Below are 19,427 nucleotides of genomic sequence, written 5' to 3'. Positions count from 1 at the left end.
AAAGCCCAGAGACATTGCTCTGAGCTTTTTTATTTTGCTTCTTCGAACTTTTGTATCTCGTTCAAAACCATTCCTGACTCTGGAACGGAAGGCATCCGTACCATACTGTAGCTCAAAACCTGATCCGGCACCTGATACGTGATTTCTTTGGTAAGAAAATCGAGACTTGCCTTCATGACTCTAAGTGTTGCCCATTCTCCGGGACAGCGATGGTTTTTATAATATTCACCGCCACCCTGTGGTATCAGATCGAACAGACCGCCGTTCCAATCGCCGAAGCGCTCCGGGTAGAATTTATCTGGTTCTTTCCAGAGCCGCGGGTCATGATTGGTACCATAGATGTCCAGCAATACGAGCCGGCCTTTTTCAAATTTAATATCATTCCAAATGAACCCCCGGCGTACACGGGCCCCTAAAAATGGTCCAAACGGGTAATAGCGGCGGACTTCCTGGGAAAACATCTCAAAAAAATCATCATCTGCTTCCTGCAGCTGGTTTCGATATTGCGGATGTTCGTGCAGTGCTAAAACGCTGAATGCGATGAAGTTTGTAATCGCCACAAGCGGCCGCAATACGTTGATCAATTCAATAGACGCCATCTCGGAATCAAGGTGTTCTCCGTTCAAATCACGGTGGAAAGCCATAGCAAACAGCGCTGTATTCTTGTCTGCTTTCAACTCGCCATCACGCACCTGGTGGATCACTTTTTTAATCCACGCTTCGCCCCTTTTTCTGGCTTTTCTCCCTTGCCAATGTCTCGGTCCAACCGCTCCAAATGCGTCAACCATATCCCAGAAGTCGTCTGCCCGCTCTTTTACTTCCGATTCTTCTAACGGAACGCCGGCCCAACGGCAAGCAGCTCGACACAACACTTCTTTTGCTTCTTGAAAAAGCACCACTTTTTCCGCTTTTTGCCATGCTGGGAATTTTCTACGCCATTCTTCTGTTGTTATTTCAGAAAGCCGCTGCAATCGCTCTTCCGTCATCAGCTTCATAAATAACTGCTTCCGGTGTTCATGGGCCTTTCCATCCATTCCCTGGATGGCATTCTCACCAAAGAGCGTTTTTTGAATCCGCTTTGGAGCAGCCCCTTTTCGTGTAAATTTTTCTTTATCATAAAAAAGCTCCGCTGCCTCTTCCCCACTCATGCAGATCACTTTTTCACCTAACAAACGTGTTTCAAATATATCGGCGCCATAACTTTGGCACCTGTTAGGAATGAATTGATATCCTTCTTTCAATAAAGCAAGGCTGTTATCAAGCGTTTGTTCACGTGGGATTGGAGTAACTGCATTCATCGGATGATATCGCTCCTTTTCCTATAGAGAGTTTGTAGTTATGTTCCCCAGAAACAACTTATCAAACCAGCCTCTTTCCCCAAGTTTGTACGTTTATCCATTTTTATCGTCTCTTGATCAGCGATTATCTTTGTATCTACAATAATCATGAATAGAACTGTACCAATGGCAAGGTGAAGTACCGCCCAGGAAATCGCTATACCAGTTACCAGGGTAAAAACGCCGCTTCCCAGCTGTAGTATTACTATGGTTACGGCTAGCAGCAACCGGGCCTGTACACTTTTTCCCCAAGCCAGTCTGAATGACAAAAATGCCACATACAGGATGTAAACCGCAGTAATTACCGCTAACAGCCGATGAAAGGACTGCAATAATTGCGCTCCGTCCATAGGCAGCCATTCAGCTCCACACCCCCACCAGCCGCAGGACAATCCAAACGACTTATGTTTGATATACGCTCCGAAACCAATAGTAATCAGGGATAGTATGACAAGTATATTCAGATGTCTCTGTTTTATTATTTGTTGGTTGTCGAGCGGAATTTTTCTGGATTTAAATGCTGGTATTTTATGAAAAAGGAACAACAGACTGGCCAGGAACAACATAGCTACGATCAGATGTAAGGTTACAATTACTGCAGGTAAATCTAATACCACGACAAAGGCTCCAGCAATGACTTGAACGGCAAGAAGTCCAATCATCCATGCTCCTGTACGTTGAAGAGACTTTCCACTTTTACTTTTTTTAATGGTAAAGTATAGAATGATTGAAATGATTACAAGCAATAATCCAACAAACCGGTGTGCGAATTCAATTAATGTGTCCCCCTCCAGTATGGGAACCACCTTTCCATTACATAACGGCCATTCCGGCCCACACCCCATTCCTGATTCAGAGGAAGCAACATACCCTCCAAAAACAATCAGAAAATAAGTCAGAGATACAGCTGCAAAAGCTAATCCTTTAATGTTAATATCTTTCACCCTCCTTCTAAAGTCTTAGAAGAGTCTACCAAAAAATGTACGAATTATATGTGCGTTGCATCACAGTTGTTGGAATTTTCTTATAATAATCTTCTTTACAGCTCATAAGTTAGAAAAATAAGGAGATGATCAACCATGAATATGGAACAGCTATGTCATCAGTTCGGAAGGATACTGGGTGGAGAAGGAAAGTTCGAGCATGGTGTCTGTTCGGTGGAACTGGAACGGGATTTGGACGTACAGATACAGGGACGGCCAAGCAAGGCAGAGCTCCATGCCGAGATGATGTTCGAATCGTTAGATCAAAACGGCTTGGCATTGAATATGGGGGAGACGGTTATTTTAGAAGAGGAGGTCTATCCATTCATGTCAGTGTTGCAGAAAAATGGTATCCTGGTCAGTGCTTTGCATAACCACTGGCTGTTCGCTGAACCGACAATTCTTTATCTTCATTTTCAATCGGTAGAACCGCCGTTGTCGTTCGCCCATAAGGTAGCAGAAGCGTTTCGGGTATTTCAAAAATAGCTCTGAATATTTAAGGAGGCCATGGAATAAGGCTCACAATTATTCCAAGGATGTCTATCTACTCATTGAATAAAATCGTTCTTTGTACTAAAATCAAGTCGGAATGAATATTCATTCCGTGATAAAGGGAGGTTTATTTATGCCTGTAGCAACATCTAAACGAGACAATATCTTAAACAGCGCCCTGAAATTGTTTGCAGAGCGGGGATTTGACGCTACTACGGTCCCAATGATTGCAAATGATGCCTTGGTAGGGGCTGGAACAATTTATCGTTATTTTGAGAATAAAGAGGTTCTTGTTAACACGCTGTTTCAATATTATATACATACGTTCATAGAAACTCTTAACAAAGACTTTCCATGTGATCGCTCAATCAAAGAGCAGTTCCATCACCTATTTCAGGGAATGGTCCGCTTTAGCAATCAACATGAACATGCACTATATTTTATAAAAACTCACAGTGCTGCCCATTTTCTCACGGACACCAGCCAGGAGTATTTCGAACAGCTGCTTGCCATTCTCCAAACTTTTTTTGACCGTGGAAAAGAAGAGAGTGTCATACGAAACCTCCCCTCTACAGCATTAATTGCCATCATATTCGGTGCATTCCAGGAGCTTCATCAACTGATCCGCAAAGGAGAGCTCGAACAAACAAACGATTTATTGAAAGGTGTTGAAGAAAGCTGTTGGGACGCCGTCCGCTTACATGGATAAGAGGCATTCCTTATCCATGTCCCTTACCGGAATGAATATTCATTCCGCATTAAAATTTGAGGTGATTATCGATGAAGACGACTCATAAACTGCCACAACCAAAATCTTATGGTCCGCTTGGAAACTTACCCTTAATTAATAAAGAAAGACCAATCCAATCTTTTATGAAACTTGCTGAAGAACTAGGTCCTATTTATCAATTTCAGTTCCCTGGACGGCTTAGTACGTTCGTTTCCAGTGCCAAGCTTGCTGCTGAAATTTGTGATGAAGACCGTTTTGACAAAAAGGTAGGCCCTCCCCTTCAAAAAGTGCGTCCCTTCGGGGGAGACGGCCTATTCACTAGTGAGACGTCGGAACCAAACTGGAAAAAAGCCCACAATATTTTGCTGCCAAGCTTCAGCCAGCAAGCAATGAAGGGATACCACGATAAGATGGTCGACCTTGCGACCCAGCTTGTGCAAAAATGGGCCCGTCTCAATCCGAACGAGGAAATAGAAGTACCAGAGGATATTACCCGTCTTACCCTGGATACCATAGGGCTTTGTGGCTTCAATTATCGTTTCAATAGTTTCTATCGTGAAAAGCCTCATCCATTTGTCGATAAAATGGTGCACGCACTCGATGAGGCGATGAATCAAACCCAGCGGCTGGGTATCCAGGAGAAATTCATGGTACGCTCCCACCGTCAATTCAAAGAAGATATCGATTATATGTTCAACCTTGTCGATCAACTGATTGCAGAACGGAAGCAATCTGGTGACCAAGGGGAAGACGATTTACTGGCCCACATGTTAACAGGAAAAGATCCAGAGACAGGAGAGGCGTTAGATGATGAAAATATTCGTTTCCAAATCATCACTTTTCTGATTGCCGGACATGAAACGACTAGTGGACTCTTGTCATTTGCCTTATATTATTTAATGAAAAATCCAGATAAATTACGAAAAGCCTATGAAGAAGTAGATGAGGTGTTAGGAGACGAGACTCCTACTTATAAGCAAGTGAAGCAGTTGAAATATGTACGGATGATATTGAATGAATCATTACGTTTATGGCCAACGGCTCCTGCCTTCTCTGTTTTTGCTAAAGAAGATACGACACTTGCCGGGAAATATGATGTGGAAAAAGGAGATACGCTCACCCTGTTATTACCGCAGCTCCACCGGGACACTACAGCTTGGGGAAATGATGTGGAGGAATTCAAGCCAGAACGTTTCCAGGACCCCAAAAGCATACCGCACCATGCCTACAAGCCTTTCGGAAATGGACAGCGTGCTTGCATCGGACAGCAATTCGCCCTACATGAAGCTATACTGGTGCTAGGTATGATTCTTCAGCATTTCGAACTCGAGGACCATAGCGATTATCAACTGGATGTTAAAGAAACGTTAACGTTGAAACCAGAAGGGTTGAAAATGCGGGTTAAAACACGGAAAAATGTCAGCTTAATACCCTCACATTCTCCTTCCAACAAGAAGAGAGAAGCCGAAACGGAAGCTTACACGATGGGAGTTGTTAATGCCCACCAAACTCCCCTGCTTGTTTTATATGGATCCAACCTTGGTACTGCCGAAGGGGTCGCTCAGGATCTTGCCACCACTGCCCGCCAACAAGGGTTTAATACAGTGGTTGCTCCATTGGATGAATATACGGATAAGCTGCCGACAGAAGGTGCTATGATTATCGTTACTGCTTCCTATAATGGGAAGGCCCCGGATAACGCAGCTGCTTTTGTTAAATGGATACAAACAACAGCACCAGGACAAATAAAAGGGGTCAGGTATGCTGTCTTTGGCTGCGGCGACCGCAACTGGGCGGACACTTACCAACGAATTCCAACCCTGATTGATCAAGAGCTGCAAGCTAAAGGAGCTACACGTATAGTTGCTCGTGGTGACGGAGATGCCAGTGACGATTTTGATGGGGATTTGGAAAAATGGGAAGAGAAACTATGGCCTAACCTAGCTTCTAATTTCAACCTGGAACTGAAAAATGACGAAAATCAAGCAAGCGGTATTGCTATGGATTTCGTGAGTGGTATCACGCATACCCCATTGGCACGTAATTATTATGCCTTTACAGCAGTAGTAGCAGAAAATCGCGAATTACAAAAATCCGGGAATCGAAGTACTCGGCATATCGAACTGACCCTGCCAAAAGGAGTTACCTATAAGGAGGGCGACCACTTGGGCGTGTTGCCACAAAATAGTGATGCACTCGTTCAAAGGGTATTGAATCACTTTAAACTCGAAGGAGAGGAATATATCGTTCTCAGCAAAGATCCAGGCAAAGCTTCTCATTTGCCAACCGATCAGCCAGTGCGTCTGAAGGACCTGTTGGCTTCTTATGTCGAACTGCAAGAACCGGCTACCCGGGCGCAAATTAGAGAGTTGGCAGCTTACAACTCTTGTCCTCCTCATAAAGCAGACTTGGAACAATTGCTTGAAGAGGAAACCTATAAACAAGAGATATTGCAAAAGCGCGTGTCAATGTTCGAGTTACTAGAACACTATATCTCTAGTGAACTCCCATTCGAACGATTCTTAGCACTGCTTCCAGGGTTGAAACCTCGTTATTATTCGATTTCCAGTTCCCCAATAGTGAATCAAAGAAAAGTGAGTATCACTGTCGGGGTTGTGCGAGGTCCTGCCTGGAGTGGAAATGGTGAATATAAAGGGGTTGCTTCCAATTATCTCGCTTTACAACAGGAAACAAATAAATTGGCTTGCTTCATCCGTGCCCCTCAATCTAATTTCCAGCTGCCAGAGAACCCTGAAACGCCAATGGTTCTTGTTGGCCCAGGTACTGGCGTGGCGCCATTCCGAGGGTTTATACAAGCAAGAAAATCGCAGAAAGCACAAGGGCACTCTCTGGGAGAAACGCATTTATATTTTGGATGCCGTCATCCCGAGGAGGACTTTTTATACGAAGAGGAACTGAAAAAAGCAGAACACGAGGGAATTGTGCAGCTCCATACCGCTTTTTCAAGACAGGACCCAACATGTAAAACCTATGTGCAGCACCTGGTGAGACAGGATGCAGCCACCCTTCTTCCCCTTCTTGAAAATGGTGCACATCTCTACATTTGCGGTGATGGCAATAAAATGGCACCTGAAGTTACCGAAACATTAATCAAGTGTTATCAAGATGCCCATCGAACAAGCTATGAGGATGCAGCTTCCTGGCTGCAGCTTTTAGAGGAAGATGGGGGGTTTGCGAAAGATATTTGGGCCGGGGCATAAGAATACTCAAGACAAAGGGGCTGTATCTGGAAAGGGAGTCGCTTCTCAGCCTACTTTTCGGTATCAATAATAATAACAAGGGGCTGCCTTGATAAGTCTATTGAAGACTTATGGGCCTGCCCCTCTTTTTAAAAGCCTAGTTCTTTTTTACCGCCAACTACTGGAAATGTCACGGTGCTTTGCCCAAGTGAAACCTCTAACTCTACAGGTTCACTAACAGATTTCGTATAACGACGGTCACTGCTGGCAATCACTACACCGATCCGGTGACCTGGTTTAAAGACATAGTCTTCCGGATGTAAGTCGAACCGGAAATGATAGTTTTTGTCCGGCTTCAGCAATTCTTCATAGGATAAATTCTTCCAGTTTTTCGCATCCATCCAGCCACGGGTAACAATTTCATATGGGGATTCGTGGGTTACGATTTCTGTTTGTTTATAGCAGGCGTCATCACTTTCTGTGCTTTCACCCCAGCAATTTTCTTCGTCTAAGGTGCGAATTCCTTCACCACGATTGGTGTGATGGATACGTTCATCACTGCCATAGTCAACAATCAAGGCAGTCAGTCCGGCATCTTCCATATCGACATTTGACCGAATTTCTACGGATGGTGTTCCGCTAAATCGGACTTCCTCTTCCAATTCAGGAGATAAAAACATCAGACGGTTCTCGCTCTCTGTGAATGCATTCTTTATCATGTCGCTTTCTGACTGATTTGGATCGTTGCTAAAGAACTGATCAAAGTTTCCTGGCACAGGGCCCGTTGTCAAGGTGCCAGGGGCCGCCTCGTTTGCAGGGGCAAGCCTGATTTTGGTTTCCCTGGCATCAGCAGCAGGCCATGTTTCATACGTCTCCCATTCCCCTGTTCCGCGTTCGATATCAGCCATCGGTTCTTCCATGATTCCATTGTCTACATCCAGAAGCCAGTGATCGAACCAGCGGTGCAGCGTATTCACCCATTCCTCTCTTCTAAAATCGAATGGATCCACATGGCCTGTCTGGGTAAGCCATATTTTTCTTGGCACATTGTTTATTGACAGCTCTTCCCACCATTGCATAAAATGCTTCGGCTTGACATTGAAGTCATTCAATCCATGGATTAAAAATACGCTAGCTTCCACATTGTCAGCGTTTGGGATATAATTGCGCGCACCCCAAAATTCATTGTAATCACCTGTTTCATCATCTGCATCCTGAGCCATTTCTTCACGGACAGCCGTACATGCTTCGCGACGTTCCGAATTGACAACAGCATTAGCCAGACCAGACGGTCCGTTTCTCCAATAAATTAACCCGCCATAACGATAGTAATCGTACCAGCTTGAAATAGCACCGATGGGGACAATTGTTTCGAGTCCTTCTACACCGGTAGAGGCAACTCCATTGGCAAGGGTACCATCATAAGATTTTCCGATCATGCCTACTTTCCCTGTCGTCCAGTCAGCAGTGACCTCTTTCCCGTCTTCTGTATAGGCTGTAGCGTTCCCATTTAGCCATTCTACAACAACTTTGATGCTCCCCGTCTCTTCCGGTCCTCCTGTAGTTGGGCATCCATCGGAATTATTAGTCCCTACCATATCAGGCAGCACGACGGCATACCCTCTTGGGACAAAGTAATTATCATAGAATAACGGAAACTGGTCATTCACACCGTCCCCGTCGGTATCCTTTATTTCAGACTCATTCCCTCGGCCAATTCTCTCATAGTAAGGACTCGCATCCATAATAACCGGAACCTCTAATCCGTCCTCTGTTTCACTTGGACGGATGATATCTACAGCTACCCGGTCCGGCTCTCCATTTCTGTCCGTATCTAAATCGGATTGTACATAGACGGTTTCACGAATGGCATCTTCATAAGAGAAAACAGGCTCTGTCATGTCATCCTGCAGCTGATGGACAGGACCCTGCTCTTCCGCGCTTACCGGTACTGTGACTGCAAACAAAGCAAATACGAATAGATTGATAGACATCAGAAACCCGTTGGCACTTTTCCGTATCATTTATTTCCTCCCTTTAAAAATAGAGAGGGTGTCCCGGATACGTACACCCTCTCGAAAATTGATAGATTACCAGCCTTTTGGCTCTATTTCATAAACTCCACGACCGAATGTGCCAGCAAAAAGCACACCTGAAGGTTCATGGTATTGAAGATCCATGACCGGCACCAATGGCATGCCTTCCCCAAGGCTGTACCACTTCTTGCCTCCATTAGGGGAAACAAACACGCCTACATCACTGGCAGCGTATAAGACATTCCGCTTTTTCGGGTGGATGATGATATCGTTCAACGGAACCTCCGGAAGATTGCTGCTGACATCTTCCCAGGTTTCTCCACCGTCTTTACTTTGCAATACATGAGCAGCATTATCCCCGGAACGGAAGCCTGAGAAGGTAGCATAAACGACTTTCTCATCCTTTGGGTCAACTGCGACTCTAGTGACCCATCGATCCGGAAGCATTTCATGTTCAATCTCTTTCCAATCCTCTCCGAGGTTATTGGTTGTCCATAAACGGCCATCATCCGTACCAGCATACAAGGTATTACTATTTGATTTTGCAGGTGCTACGGTAGTGATTGTTCCAAACGGATAAGCATCCTTACTCTTGGCATCGGACAGACTAGGACTAATCGCTTCCCAGGTTTCTCCGCCATCAGTGGAGCGATTGAGTATATTACCCGCATAATACATAATCGAAGGGTCATTTGGATCGAATACTAGCGGAGTCAGCCAGTTTCTTCTGTCAGATTCTGTTTCATCTGTAAAGTTGATCATGGTATCTCCGCCATCAATGGAACGAGCACAATTACCATACTGGTAACAGGCAAATACGTTATCTTGATCTTCATAGTTGATGAGATTTGCCAGGCCATCCCCATAATAATAATTATTCCAGCCTTCTTCTCCCCAGGAACGGATAGAACCATTATCTTGCGTGCCTCCAGCCAGGCGGCTTGGATCTTCCCGGCTCACGGTCAGGGTATAGAACTGGGTGTACGGCTCATAGGTTGCTTTTATCCACTCTCTAGACACATCACCGTTATCCTCTGATCGATAGACCCCGCCGTCATTCCCTAAGTAGACACGGCCAGGAACCTTAGGATCCCAAGCCATTCCATGCTGGTCAGCATGAACTTTCCGTCCATTGGTGGCTGACCACGTTTGTCCGCCATCCTTTGATTCCATCAGTTGTACGCCCGATACGAAGATATGATCCCCATCTTCCGGGTCGACATAATTCCTGCCGAACCACCAGCCGAAAGAAGACTGAGAGTTTGCAAGGTTTTTCGGATGGTCCTGCTTTTCCCATGTTGCACCGTGGTCTTCAGAAATATAAAATCCTTCAAAGTATCCGCTTGTCTGGATGACAGTAGCGTACACTTTTTCAGGATTTGTAGAAGATACAGCCAGTCCGATTCGTCCTAAATCGCTATCAGGAAGACCTTCTGTCACTCGCTCCCAGGATGCTCCTCCATCCTCTGAGCGGTAAATACCAGAGCCTTCTCCACCATATTGACGCTTATTTGGATAACGGATCCTATCCCACATAGCTGCGTACACTCGATTCGGGTTTTCGGAATCAATAGCAATATCAACCGCACCTGTTGTTTCATTTTCACCTGCCAGAACCTTTTCCCATGTGTCGCCTCCGTCCTCAGAAAGGTAAAGGCCGCGCTGTTCTCCTTCATGGAACAACGGTCCTGTCGCCGCTGCAAAAACTCGCTCAGGGTTTTCCGGGTCAATAACAATCCGGCCAATGGCATTCGATTCTTCCAGTCCGATCTGCTCCCAGCTTTCGCCACCATTATCCGAGCGGTAGACACCGGTTCCGCCAAATACGATGCTTCCACCACCTGGGTTCGCCTCCCCGGTTCCAACATATAGCGTGCCATCAGGAGTGATCGCAACTGCACCAATGGATTGCACCAAATTATCGTCCCAGACAGATTCGAAGGTATCACCAGCATCTGTACTCTTCCAGACGCCCCCGGAAGCAGCACCGATATAGATGGTGTCCTGTTCTTTAGGATCAACAACTACATCGACTACCCGTCCCCCGATATCACTTGGGGCATTGAAATTCCATTGCTGGTTTAGGGCCCCAGGAGCTTCTTCGGAAGTCATCTTTCGAAGGTCTGATGCCTGGTTGACTGCTTTACGAAAAGCATCTCTTGGGATTTCTTCCTCTTCGTATCCTTTTTGAGTCATAAACCAATCATCCCGTTTTCCAGGGCCTTTCTCGACAAATCCTTCTTCGTCTACTTGACTCTCTTCCGCTTTTGCGGGCACTTCTTTTTCAATAGTTGAAGATGTCGAAGTATACTGCTGAGAAAGGATGACGCCAGCAACTACGCCTAGAAAAGCAAGTGCTATAACCCAATACCAATTCTTTTTCTTCAAGTTTATCTCCCTCCCAGACTTTAGTTAAAATTCTTATGTAGGTTCATGGTGGGAAACACGGAAATCAATTGTTGAAGCACTAATAATGAATAGGTATTTACTAGTAATCTATCCCCCTTTCTTTTATTAGAGTAATGGTAATACCAAAATCTAGGAAAGGCAATATTATCAGAATATTTTGATATCATAGGACTGATTCGCTGAAAAATGAAGGGTTTTGTGCCTAGATTCTATTTGAATATTTCGTATCACGAAATATTCAACGTGGTAAAATAGATTCAATTTTGGGAATTAACAAACCAGGACTTAAACCCCATACGAATAGGCGGAAGGGAAATTTATTAAAAATTACAAACCCTTAACATTTTCCCAATACAAGATTAATAGTTTCACCGTAATATGATGGCTGTAATATCAATAACATAACGTATTGGGAGGAATCAGGTTTGTTTAACAAAAAGTTTTCTAAGAAACTACTACCAGTCGCAATCATGTCTACCTTTATTTTTGGCAGTACGGCAGGCTCATTCGGCAATGAAGCCGCTGCTAAGCCAGACACTAGTAAAAGTGAAATCAAAAACGTCATTTTCCTGATCGGGGATGGAATGGGTACCTCTTATACTTCAGCCTATCGATACTTAAAGGACGATCCTTCTACCCCTTACACGGAAAACTCGGCATTCGATGAGCATTTGATCGGCATGCAGGAAACGTATTCCTGGGATGAAGAGGAAAGCATCACCGACTCTGCCGCAGCTGCAACTTCCATGGCTGCCGGAATCAAGACATACAACAACGCCATCGCTGTCGATATGGAAAAAAATGAAGTGAAAACAGCTTTGGAACTGGCAAAGGAAAAAGGGAAATCAACCGGGCTGGTTGCTACCTCCCAGGTAAACCACGCAACACCAGCTTCTTTCGGGTCACATGATGAGTCCCGCCATAATTACAATGATATTGCAGATGATTATTTTGATGAAAAAGTGAATGGAGAACATAAAATCGATGTCATCCTAGGCGGGGGTACTTCTTATTTTGACCGCGAAGACCGCGACCTTACCGAAGAATTCCAGCAGGATGGCTATAGTTACGTGGATACACGTGAAGAATTGCTGAATGATGATAACGAGCAAATCCTTGGCTTATTTGCACCAAAAGGGATGGATAAAATGATTGACCGTACGGAAGAAAGTCCATCTCTAAAAGAAATGACCTCTACTGCACTGGATCGTTTGAGCAAAAATCAGGATGGATTTTTCTTGATGGTCGAAGGCAGCCAGATTGACTGGGCGGGCCATGACAATGATGTCGTTGCTGCGATGAGTGATATGCAGGACTTTGAAGAAGCTTATCAGGAAGCAATCGAATTTGCTAAAAAGGACAAGCACACCCTTGTCATCACTACTGCTGACCACTCTACTGGCGGTATGGCTATGGGCCGTGACGGAGAGTACAAGTGGGATCCAGAACCAATCAAAGCAGCAAAACGCACCCCGGACTTTATGGCTGCTGAAATTGCCGATGGTGCTGATGTAGAAGAAACGCTGTCCAGCTATATTGAACTAGAATTGAAACAGGAAGAAATCCAATCGGTCAAAGACGCGGCAGATGAAGGCAACACTACGGAAATAGACAACGCCATCGAGCATATTTTTGACGTTCGCTCCGGCACTGGCTGGACGACTGGCGGACATACCGGTGAAGACGTCATCGTTTATGGCTATGGCCCACAATCCGACCAGTTCGCAGGTCTGCATGATAACCATGAAATAGGGCAAAAAGTAATGGCAGTATTGGAAGGAAAACGTGCGATATTGAAAAAATAACAGGAGTGCGCCGCTGTCTTCAGGCAGCGGCCATTTTTCTAATACGGGTTGGATAAGGAGGCGATGTTCATGAAACATCTGATAATGTTGGTGTTCAGCTTGATTTTGTTAGCAGGATGTTCGACATATGGTAATAACACTGAAAGCCATGCTGAGACAAAAGACAGCACGGCACCATTTGAAATTCCGGAAAAAAAGAAGTATAGCAACAACCCACAGGCAAGCGATGACCGAGAGCTGAAACAAGCGGGGGATCACATCGAGGATGAAAACGGCCAGCTCGCACTCGAGACCATCAAAGAAGGGCACACAGTTGAAGAAATCGGGCCTGTGCAGCTTGTAATCGAAGATATTAAAGTGTTGAACTACTCCCCTTCCCCGGACTTGATCGACTATTTTCATGCGTTTAGCGATAATGAAGCGAATTTCAACTATATCAAGTTTACGGTTGCCGTCAAGAATACCAGCGATCAGCCGATCAACTTCGCTCCGGTAGATTTACTGGAAACGAACGCAGGCGAGAAAAAAGATTTTGACGATGATTTCTATCTAGAGAAGCTTTACGGAAAATATGAATCTGGAGAAGTGAAATTCGGTAATATGGGGTTTGTACTCAATGATACCAAGGTAGATGAGCTGAAATCTATTACAATAACAACCAGTGATGTGATGGATGAGAGCCAGGGCACAATCGCTGAAGCGAAAGAGTTTGAGATTGGTTTAGAATAAAACAAGCCTCCGATTGAATAAGAAGCAGCTTCCATTCTCATCCATAAAAAAATAATGCAAGTGGGGCTAAATCTTGGGATTTAGCCCTTGCATTGTTGTTGCCTGCACAAATATGAATGGTACAGGACTTTCATACTTTTGTTTGTATTGTTAGCACTTAGGGAATCCGCAAGCTGCTCCCACAATAATTAATAAAATAAACAACACCACTATCAATACAAAGCTATCGTCTCTGCGTACAGGAGCCATATATCCATAACCAGGCGTTGGAGGAACATTAGCTGCCATTGTTGGAGCTGCGTTCACATTAGCCCCCATATACGGTGCTGCATTTACATTTGCATACATGAATACACTTCCTTTCAAATTTGTTCACTACATTATATTCACCTAGTTTTATACAGAGCCCGTCAATATCCAAAATGGGCTGGACTCCTAAGCCCAAGCCACGATGATTTAAATATTAAGTACTTTATATAGATAAAACCAATATTTTTCATAGGAAATCGAACTTTTATTATGGTGCACTACTATCTGCTTCTTTCTATAATCTGTAAATACTCTATCTATTTTTTTGTTAGTAGTTAAATTATAAAAAGTAAGCCTTGTGACCAAATTTGTTAAATAAGCCGTTACATTACTTCCTTTCTTTCTTTTCTCATTTAAACTATGTATCATCTCTTTATCGTTTTTTATTCCAAATCCATGTCCAAATAGCTTCCCCTCTGTCATAGCGACAGCATTCACCCCTCTAAACCAGGGGGTTGCAGGGTTATAATCAGGGTTTTTAAAATATACTACATCACCAGGTATAAAATGATCCGAATAAAAAGTTTGTAGTCCTAGATCAGGATCAGTATGCCAACTGTATAAATAGAGATTTTGAAACATGAAATTAAATGCTTTTTTACCTATACTTTTCAATAGCGCATGGTAAAAGATGATTACACATGCTGTCGCACATTCAAATGCATAAAGTGAACTGTTTCTATAAATGTCTAGAATAGCATCCGAGGGAAGTATATTATGCTTTAACATAAATCCACCTTGAGTTGTTAAATACCAATATTCAGTATTACAACGCGCATATTTAAAGGTTGTAAATCCAGCTTCACTTTGATTCATTTCTTTTGCACTTTCTATCATGTTATTTCGGACTTTAATTTCAAACAAAAGTTCGTTAAGGGAAGGAAAAGAATAAAGGACATGAGAGTTATTCATTTGTTGGATGATGATTCTTTCCACATTCCCAACGTTCAACGAGTCCATTGATTGAAAAGGCATCCCCGATATTTGTAGCAATGGAATTCTCCATTCTATATCAAATTTGTTATTGTTAGCTATCTTATTCAAGTTTTGATTTAAAGATGTTCTTTTTAAGAGATCATTGAAAGGGGAAAGGTAATAAAAGACGAGATAGCAAGTATTAACAAACTGAAGACAGTTTTTTTGAGTTTCATCTGTGTTTTGGGTAAGCCATGAGCATGCACAGACTCAACTCGTCTGCCTTTCAAAGATAGTTTGATCGCGTGCTGCGCCGAAGCCTGCCAGAACCATCATAATTAAAATACATATAAAAATTATTATCGGAACATTAACCGTTGCGGATACATCAATGACGATTCCAATCATAGTAGGACCGATGGCAGCCAGTGCATACCCAAATGACTGCGCCATACCGGATAACGCTGCACTCTCACGGGCATTGGCGGCACGTAGACCAAGCAGCGTGAGCGCGAGACTGATACTGGACGCCTGCCCCATCCCCATCAGCATCACACTGCCAGTCAGCCAGGCTGTACTGGTGCTGACTAACATGCCAGTTAAACCTGTAAGATATAGAGTACCAATCATAATGATTAACCCCCGCTGATTGCGGAAACGGTCTGCCAGTACAGGGGTCAGGAATGTCATCGGGAGCCCGGATAGCTGCATCGTGGATACCATCAATCCTGCCGCTGCGATACCAAGGCCTTTTCCGGTCATGATTTCCGGAAGCCAGGTAATCAGGCTGTAAAATAAAAACGATTGCAGCCCCATGAAAATGGTAACCTGCCAGGCTATTTTCGACTTCCAAATCGGAGGTCCTCCAAGTCCGGCTGTTTGCTTGTCATCCTTTTTCACAGGACGGGAAAGCTGGGGAATCCATAAAAAAGCGGCAATCAATGCAAGCAGTACCCAGGCGAACAGAGCATTTTCCCATCCAAGTCCCAGCCCTTTCGCAAGCGGGATGCTGAGCCCGGAACCAACAGCTGAAAAAACGGACATGGATGTCGTATAAACAGCCGTCATCAAACCGATTCTTCCAGGATAACGATCCTTGATGATCCCCGGAAGCAGTACATTGGAAATGGCGATTCCTATACCAACGAGAGCTGTTCCGGTGTATAATGTGGGAGCTGTGGCAATATAGCGGATGGCGATTCCGATCATCAACGTTACTAATCCCATGAAGACCATCCGCTCATAGCCGAACCGATTACCAAGTTTAGGTGCTAAAAAAGAAAACACCGCAAAAGAAATCAATGGCAGCGTGGTAATAAACCCAGCCGCACCGTAGGAAATGCCCAAGTCTGTCCGGATCGAACTGATGAGCGGGCCGACTCCGGTGATAGCTGGACGTAAGTTGAACGCTACAAACATGATGCCAATGATTAGAAGTATTTTCTTCGTTTGTGGTGGTTGCTTTTTCATATCTATTTTCCTCTCATGTCATAAATCATTAATTACCATCCTATCATTTTCAAAATTATTGTAAATCGTGAACACCTTTCAAATAAGTTGCTCGCACGCTTAAGGGCACGTAAAATAGAAAGAATATAATACATCGTTAAAGGTTGATGAAGGATTGAAACAATTATCTCTCAAGTATTACTGGTTAGGAAGACTACTCGCTTCTGACCCAGGACGTAAGCGGTTAAACCAGGCAGGCAAAGCGACATTGAGCCTGATCTCCTCGGTTTTTACCGTGATTTTCCTCTTTAACTGGATTGATCAGGAGGCGTTGACCCCAGCAATCGTAGCTGGAATGGCTGGAATGTTGGGCATCATGGCTGTCATGGACGATACGAAACAGGAAAAGCAAGTAACTACAGGGCTGCTGGCGATCTCTGCCGTGGGAGGCGTAACTCTGGGCGCATTATTCGCTGAAAGTGTTTTTCTCGTTTCCTCACTCATGATTGTTATTATCACTTCCGCCTTTTATTTCACCAGATACGGAAGCCGTTACTTTTCTCTTGGTATGATCGGCTTCATGACCGTTTATATTTCATCCTTTTTAAAGTTATCTGCTGCCCAATTTCCTTGGTTCTATCTGGCAATTGCTATCGGAATCAGCTACGCCTTCCTTTATAACTTTTTCATCTTCAAAGATTCTGTACACATGCTGAGACGAAGTATCCAATCGTTTCACACGCAGGCAAATTTGACTTTTCAGCTGTTGGTCGAGATGATCCAGGATCCGGAAATAAAGGAATCCCGGGCGAAAAAATTGCATTACAATGTACGTAAGCTGCGTGAATATGCCAGCAACGTCGCGACTGACTTGAATACGCATGACGTTGCGGAAATTTGGCCAGGTCTAACGACGTCACAAATACGGCTTTATGTTTTTGACACGGCTATGTTTGTCGAAACCCTGGCTGAGTCGCTTTCGGAATTGAAGCGGAACGACGCTTTTGAAACAGCAGAAGTGAGGCAATTGCTCGTGGAGGTGATTGCTGCGCTTCGTAACGCAGATGTTCTGGCCCCGGAATATAAAAAAGAGAATTTGCACTCCGCCCAGCGAGCCACCGTAAAGTTCCGGGATAGGATCAATCTGCTTTTTGACGAACAAGGCCCCCGTCCCAAAGGCAGGCTCTATTTATTGCGGCGCATCGACTCGATTGCTGATCATGTCACCAACGGCGCGATAGAAATCCAGCTTTCCCTGCAAAAAGGGGATAGTGAATCCCTATCAACCGAGGAGCACGATGATGAAGAGGTGGCCGAAGACGAGAAAGAAGAAGGGCTGAAACCTTCGACGAAGAAAGCGCTGCAGGCTTTGATGGGCGGTACGGTCGCCGTTATTGTCGGCCATATCATTTCACCAATCCAGCCCTACTGGGTGATTCTGACAACATTCATCGTTCTGCTCGGTACAGAAACGGTCGGCCGCACGTATCTGAAGGGATTCCAGCGTTCTGTCGGCACGGTCATCGGCGCTATTATCGGTTTTGGGCTTGCCCGGCTTGTTTCCAGCTACGCCACCATTGAAGTGGCACTTATCTTCGTCGTCGTTTTTTCCGCCTTTTATATTTTGACGGTTTCCTATACTGCGATGAGCATTTTCATCACCTTGCTTATTGCCTTCATGTACGACCTGTTGTTAGGCGGAATCAGTCTTGAGTTATTAGGCGCCCGTGTCATTGATACGATTGCCGGCGGAGCGATTGCGTTTCTCGTATCAGCGGTTCTTTTACCGACAAAGACACATGACAAGGTGAACGAGACGTTCGCTGACTACCTGGAAGAGTTGAAAGGATATGTGATCCAGTATGTAAGCAGTTTTCATAAACCGGTTAATGTGAAGGAATTGGCAGAGCAGGCATTTGCGATGGAAGAAAAGGTCCAGGCCATCAAAGATGAATCCCAGCCGATTCTGCACCGGCCAGGTGCGATGAAGCATTCAGAATTATCGAAATGGATTACCATATTTACAGCCACCAACTACTATGCCAAACACCTGGTAGCTTCCTCTTATCAAAAGAATTTCTTCTATCCAGATGAATTGAAAGATGTTTTTCCAAAGGTTGAGAAAAAATTAGAACACAACATTGATGCCCTGATTAGGAAAATAAGAGGCGAAGAACATATCGGTCAGTTATATGATTTACAGGATGAACGAGAGCAAATCGAGCGCCTGGCCCCTAGCACCGATCAGGGACAAGGCGATCTTGTCCATCACCTATACTATGTGTGGCGAGTTAACCAATCGCTGCTGGTGCTGGCTGTAAAATTAGGATTACGATGAAAAAGGACTCCTGCCGTGGGAGTCCTTTTTGCTTATTCAAGTAATCCATCATTGATTTCCCCGCAGGCAATCCGCACGCCTGCATCACCGGATGGTTGGGATTCATTGTCGTCTGGCTTCGCATGAATCACCAATGCTGTTCCTTCTTCTTTTAATAGCGAATTATCTTCCCCTTTTTTCAAGGTTACGTTTTCTGCCAGGATTTCCTCTTGGACGGACTCGTCGTCACCTACATTAATGTTCGGCAAGTCGCCCGCATGTGGTCCATCTTCACTATTGGTGCCGTGACTTACACCTTCCGGGTTGAAGTGACCACCAGCAGATTTAAACTCAGGCGGCTCACAGGTTCCTTTCTCATGAATATGGAACCCATGTTCATCCGGTGGAAGTTCAGATGCATCCAGGCTGATCTGCACACCGTCCTCCTGCTGGGTCAATTTAGCGGTGCCAATATTCTCATCATCCGGATTTTTCAAATCAACCGTAACTTCCTGGGTTACTTCGCTTTTCTCCTCATTACTCTTGCTGTCTTCGTTTTCCTTATTCTCTTCACTGCTCTGATCTTGGTTATTCTCTTCTGTGTTTTCCTTATTTTTCATGTCTTCACCGCTTTCATTGTTGCCGCCACATGCAGCTAATACCGCAATCATCATCATGGTAATCGCGAGAAACAACCAACGCTTCATCGGCACATC

14 protein-coding genes are annotated in these 19,427 nt (G+C 44.5%); 6 read left to right on the top strand and 8 right to left on the bottom strand.

The features are described 5' to 3' along the window. Nucleotides 1-29: 29 nt before the first annotated feature. Together cypC and BLV00_RS03400 are read right to left on the bottom strand one after the other, a co-directional pair. The gene (gene cypC / locus BLV00_RS03405; RefSeq protein ID WP_093042412.1) at nt 30-1,298 is read right to left on the bottom strand and encodes a CYP152 family fatty-acid peroxygenase CypC; all 1,269 of its coding nucleotides are present in this window, start codon (nt 1,296-1,298) and stop codon (nt 30-32) included. Nucleotides 1,299-1,336: 38 nt separating this feature from the next. Continuing rightward, a complete protein-coding gene (locus tag BLV00_RS03400; RefSeq protein WP_093042410.1) occupies nt 1,337-2,281 on the bottom strand; it encodes a COX15/CtaA family protein in 945 nt (314 codons plus the stop codon). A 135-nt stretch (nt 2,282-2,416) separates the two neighbouring features. Between BLV00_RS03400 and BLV00_RS03395 the strand changes: the two genes are divergently transcribed. From BLV00_RS03395 to BLV00_RS03385, 3 genes are all read left to right on the top strand, one after another. Further along, nucleotides 2,417-2,806, top strand: coding sequence for a DUF1259 domain-containing protein (locus tag BLV00_RS03395; protein WP_093042408.1), 390 nt, complete (start codon nt 2,417-2,419; stop codon nt 2,804-2,806). A gap of 139 nt (nt 2,807-2,945) precedes the next feature. Further along, nucleotides 2,946-3,521: a TetR/AcrR family transcriptional regulator gene (locus BLV00_RS03390; RefSeq protein WP_093042406.1), complete on the top strand. Its 576-nt coding sequence runs from the start codon at nt 2,946-2,948 to the stop codon at nt 3,519-3,521. A 71-nt stretch (nt 3,522-3,592) separates the two neighbouring features. Beyond that, a complete protein-coding gene (locus BLV00_RS03385) occupies nt 3,593-6,763 on the top strand; it encodes a bifunctional cytochrome P450/NADPH--P450 reductase (RefSeq protein WP_093042404.1) in 3,171 nt (1,056 codons plus the stop codon). Nucleotides 6,764-6,891: 128 nt separating this feature from the next. Here BLV00_RS03385 and BLV00_RS03380 read toward each other — a convergent pair whose 3' ends face one another. Further along, nucleotides 6,892-8,766 (bottom strand): Xaa-Pro dipeptidyl-peptidase, encoded by a 1,875-nt coding sequence (locus BLV00_RS03380; protein WP_093042402.1) that lies wholly within the window; start codon nt 8,764-8,766, stop codon nt 6,892-6,894. Between the two features lie 66 nt (nt 8,767-8,832). Next, nucleotides 8,833-11,166: a WD40/YVTN/BNR-like repeat-containing protein gene (locus BLV00_RS03375; RefSeq protein WP_093042400.1), complete on the bottom strand. Its 2,334-nt coding sequence runs from the start codon at nt 11,164-11,166 to the stop codon at nt 8,833-8,835. Between the two features lie 446 nt (nt 11,167-11,612). Between BLV00_RS03375 and BLV00_RS03370 the strand changes: the two genes are divergently transcribed. Both BLV00_RS03370 and BLV00_RS03365 read left to right on the top strand, forming a co-directional pair. Continuing rightward, complete coding sequence (locus BLV00_RS03370; protein ID WP_281242971.1) at nt 11,613-12,992, top strand: alkaline phosphatase; 1,380 nt, start codon at nt 11,613-11,615, stop codon at nt 12,990-12,992. A gap of 69 nt (nt 12,993-13,061) precedes the next feature. After that, nucleotides 13,062-13,721: a hypothetical protein gene (locus BLV00_RS03365; RefSeq protein ID WP_093042398.1), complete on the top strand. Its 660-nt coding sequence runs from the start codon at nt 13,062-13,064 to the stop codon at nt 13,719-13,721. A gap of 150 nt (nt 13,722-13,871) precedes the next feature. Here the strand turns inward: BLV00_RS03365 and BLV00_RS22730 are convergent, their stop codons facing one another. The 3 genes from BLV00_RS22730 to BLV00_RS03350 form a co-directional block, all read right to left on the bottom strand. Next, entirely contained in the window at nt 13,872-14,069 is a 198-nt protein-coding gene (locus BLV00_RS22730) for a YjcZ family sporulation protein (protein ID WP_093042396.1), read from the bottom strand. 108 nt (nt 14,070-14,177) lie between these two features. Then, nucleotides 14,178-15,023, bottom strand: coding sequence for a protein-glutamine gamma-glutamyltransferase (locus tag BLV00_RS03355; protein ID WP_093042394.1), 846 nt, complete (start codon nt 15,021-15,023; stop codon nt 14,178-14,180). A 192-nt stretch (nt 15,024-15,215) separates the two neighbouring features. Then, the gene (locus BLV00_RS03350) at nt 15,216-16,415 is read right to left on the bottom strand and encodes a CynX/NimT family MFS transporter (RefSeq protein WP_093042392.1); all 1,200 of its coding nucleotides are present in this window, start codon (nt 16,413-16,415) and stop codon (nt 15,216-15,218) included. Nucleotides 16,416-16,569: 154 nt separating this feature from the next. Here BLV00_RS03350 and BLV00_RS03345 point away from each other — a divergent pair, with 154 nt between their 5' ends. Further along, nucleotides 16,570-18,732, top strand: a complete 2,163-nt coding sequence (locus tag BLV00_RS03345; protein ID WP_093042390.1) for an FUSC family protein — start codon at nt 16,570-16,572, stop codon at nt 18,730-18,732. A gap of 32 nt (nt 18,733-18,764) precedes the next feature. Here the strand turns inward: BLV00_RS03345 and BLV00_RS03340 are convergent, their stop codons facing one another. After that, on the bottom strand, nt 18,765-19,418 hold the full coding sequence (locus BLV00_RS03340; protein ID WP_093042388.1) for a superoxide dismutase family protein: 654 nt from the start codon (nt 19,416-19,418) through the stop codon (nt 18,765-18,767). Nucleotides 19,419-19,427 lie beyond the last annotated feature (9 nt).

Origin of the sequence: Thalassobacillus cyri (assembly GCF_900107755.1) — a bacterium.
Taxonomy (GTDB): domain Bacteria; phylum Bacillota; class Bacilli; order Bacillales; family Halobacillaceae; genus Thalassobacillus; species Thalassobacillus cyri.
Note: the sequence above shows the minus strand (reverse complement) of the source record. Positions and strands in the feature narration are given on the sequence as shown.

Excerpts from the sequence above, each read along its gene's own strand:
- BLV00_RS22730 (WP_093042396.1), bottom strand. The coding sequence starts at position 14,069 with ATGTATGCAAATGTAAATGCAGCACCGTATATGGGGGCTAATGTGAAC.
- BLV00_RS03350 (WP_093042392.1), bottom strand. The coding sequence starts at position 16,415 with ATGAAAAAGCAACCACCACAAACGAAGAAAATACTTCTAATCATTGGC.
- BLV00_RS03385 (WP_093042404.1), top strand. The coding sequence starts at position 3,593 with ATGAAGACGACTCATAAACTGCCACAACCAAAATCTTATGGTCCGCTT.
- BLV00_RS03340 (WP_093042388.1), bottom strand. The coding sequence starts at position 19,418 with ATGAAGCGTTGGTTGTTTCTCGCGATTACCATGATGATGATTGCGGTA.
- cypC (WP_093042412.1), bottom strand. The coding sequence starts at position 1,298 with ATGAATGCAGTTACTCCAATCCCACGTGAACAAACGCTTGATAACAGC.
- BLV00_RS03395 (WP_093042408.1), top strand. The coding sequence starts at position 2,417 with ATGAATATGGAACAGCTATGTCATCAGTTCGGAAGGATACTGGGTGGA.
- BLV00_RS03380 (WP_093042402.1), bottom strand. The coding sequence starts at position 8,766 with ATGATACGGAAAAGTGCCAACGGGTTTCTGATGTCTATCAATCTATTC.
- BLV00_RS03390 (WP_093042406.1), top strand. The coding sequence starts at position 2,946 with ATGCCTGTAGCAACATCTAAACGAGACAATATCTTAAACAGCGCCCTG.
- BLV00_RS03365 (WP_093042398.1), top strand. The coding sequence starts at position 13,062 with ATGAAACATCTGATAATGTTGGTGTTCAGCTTGATTTTGTTAGCAGGA.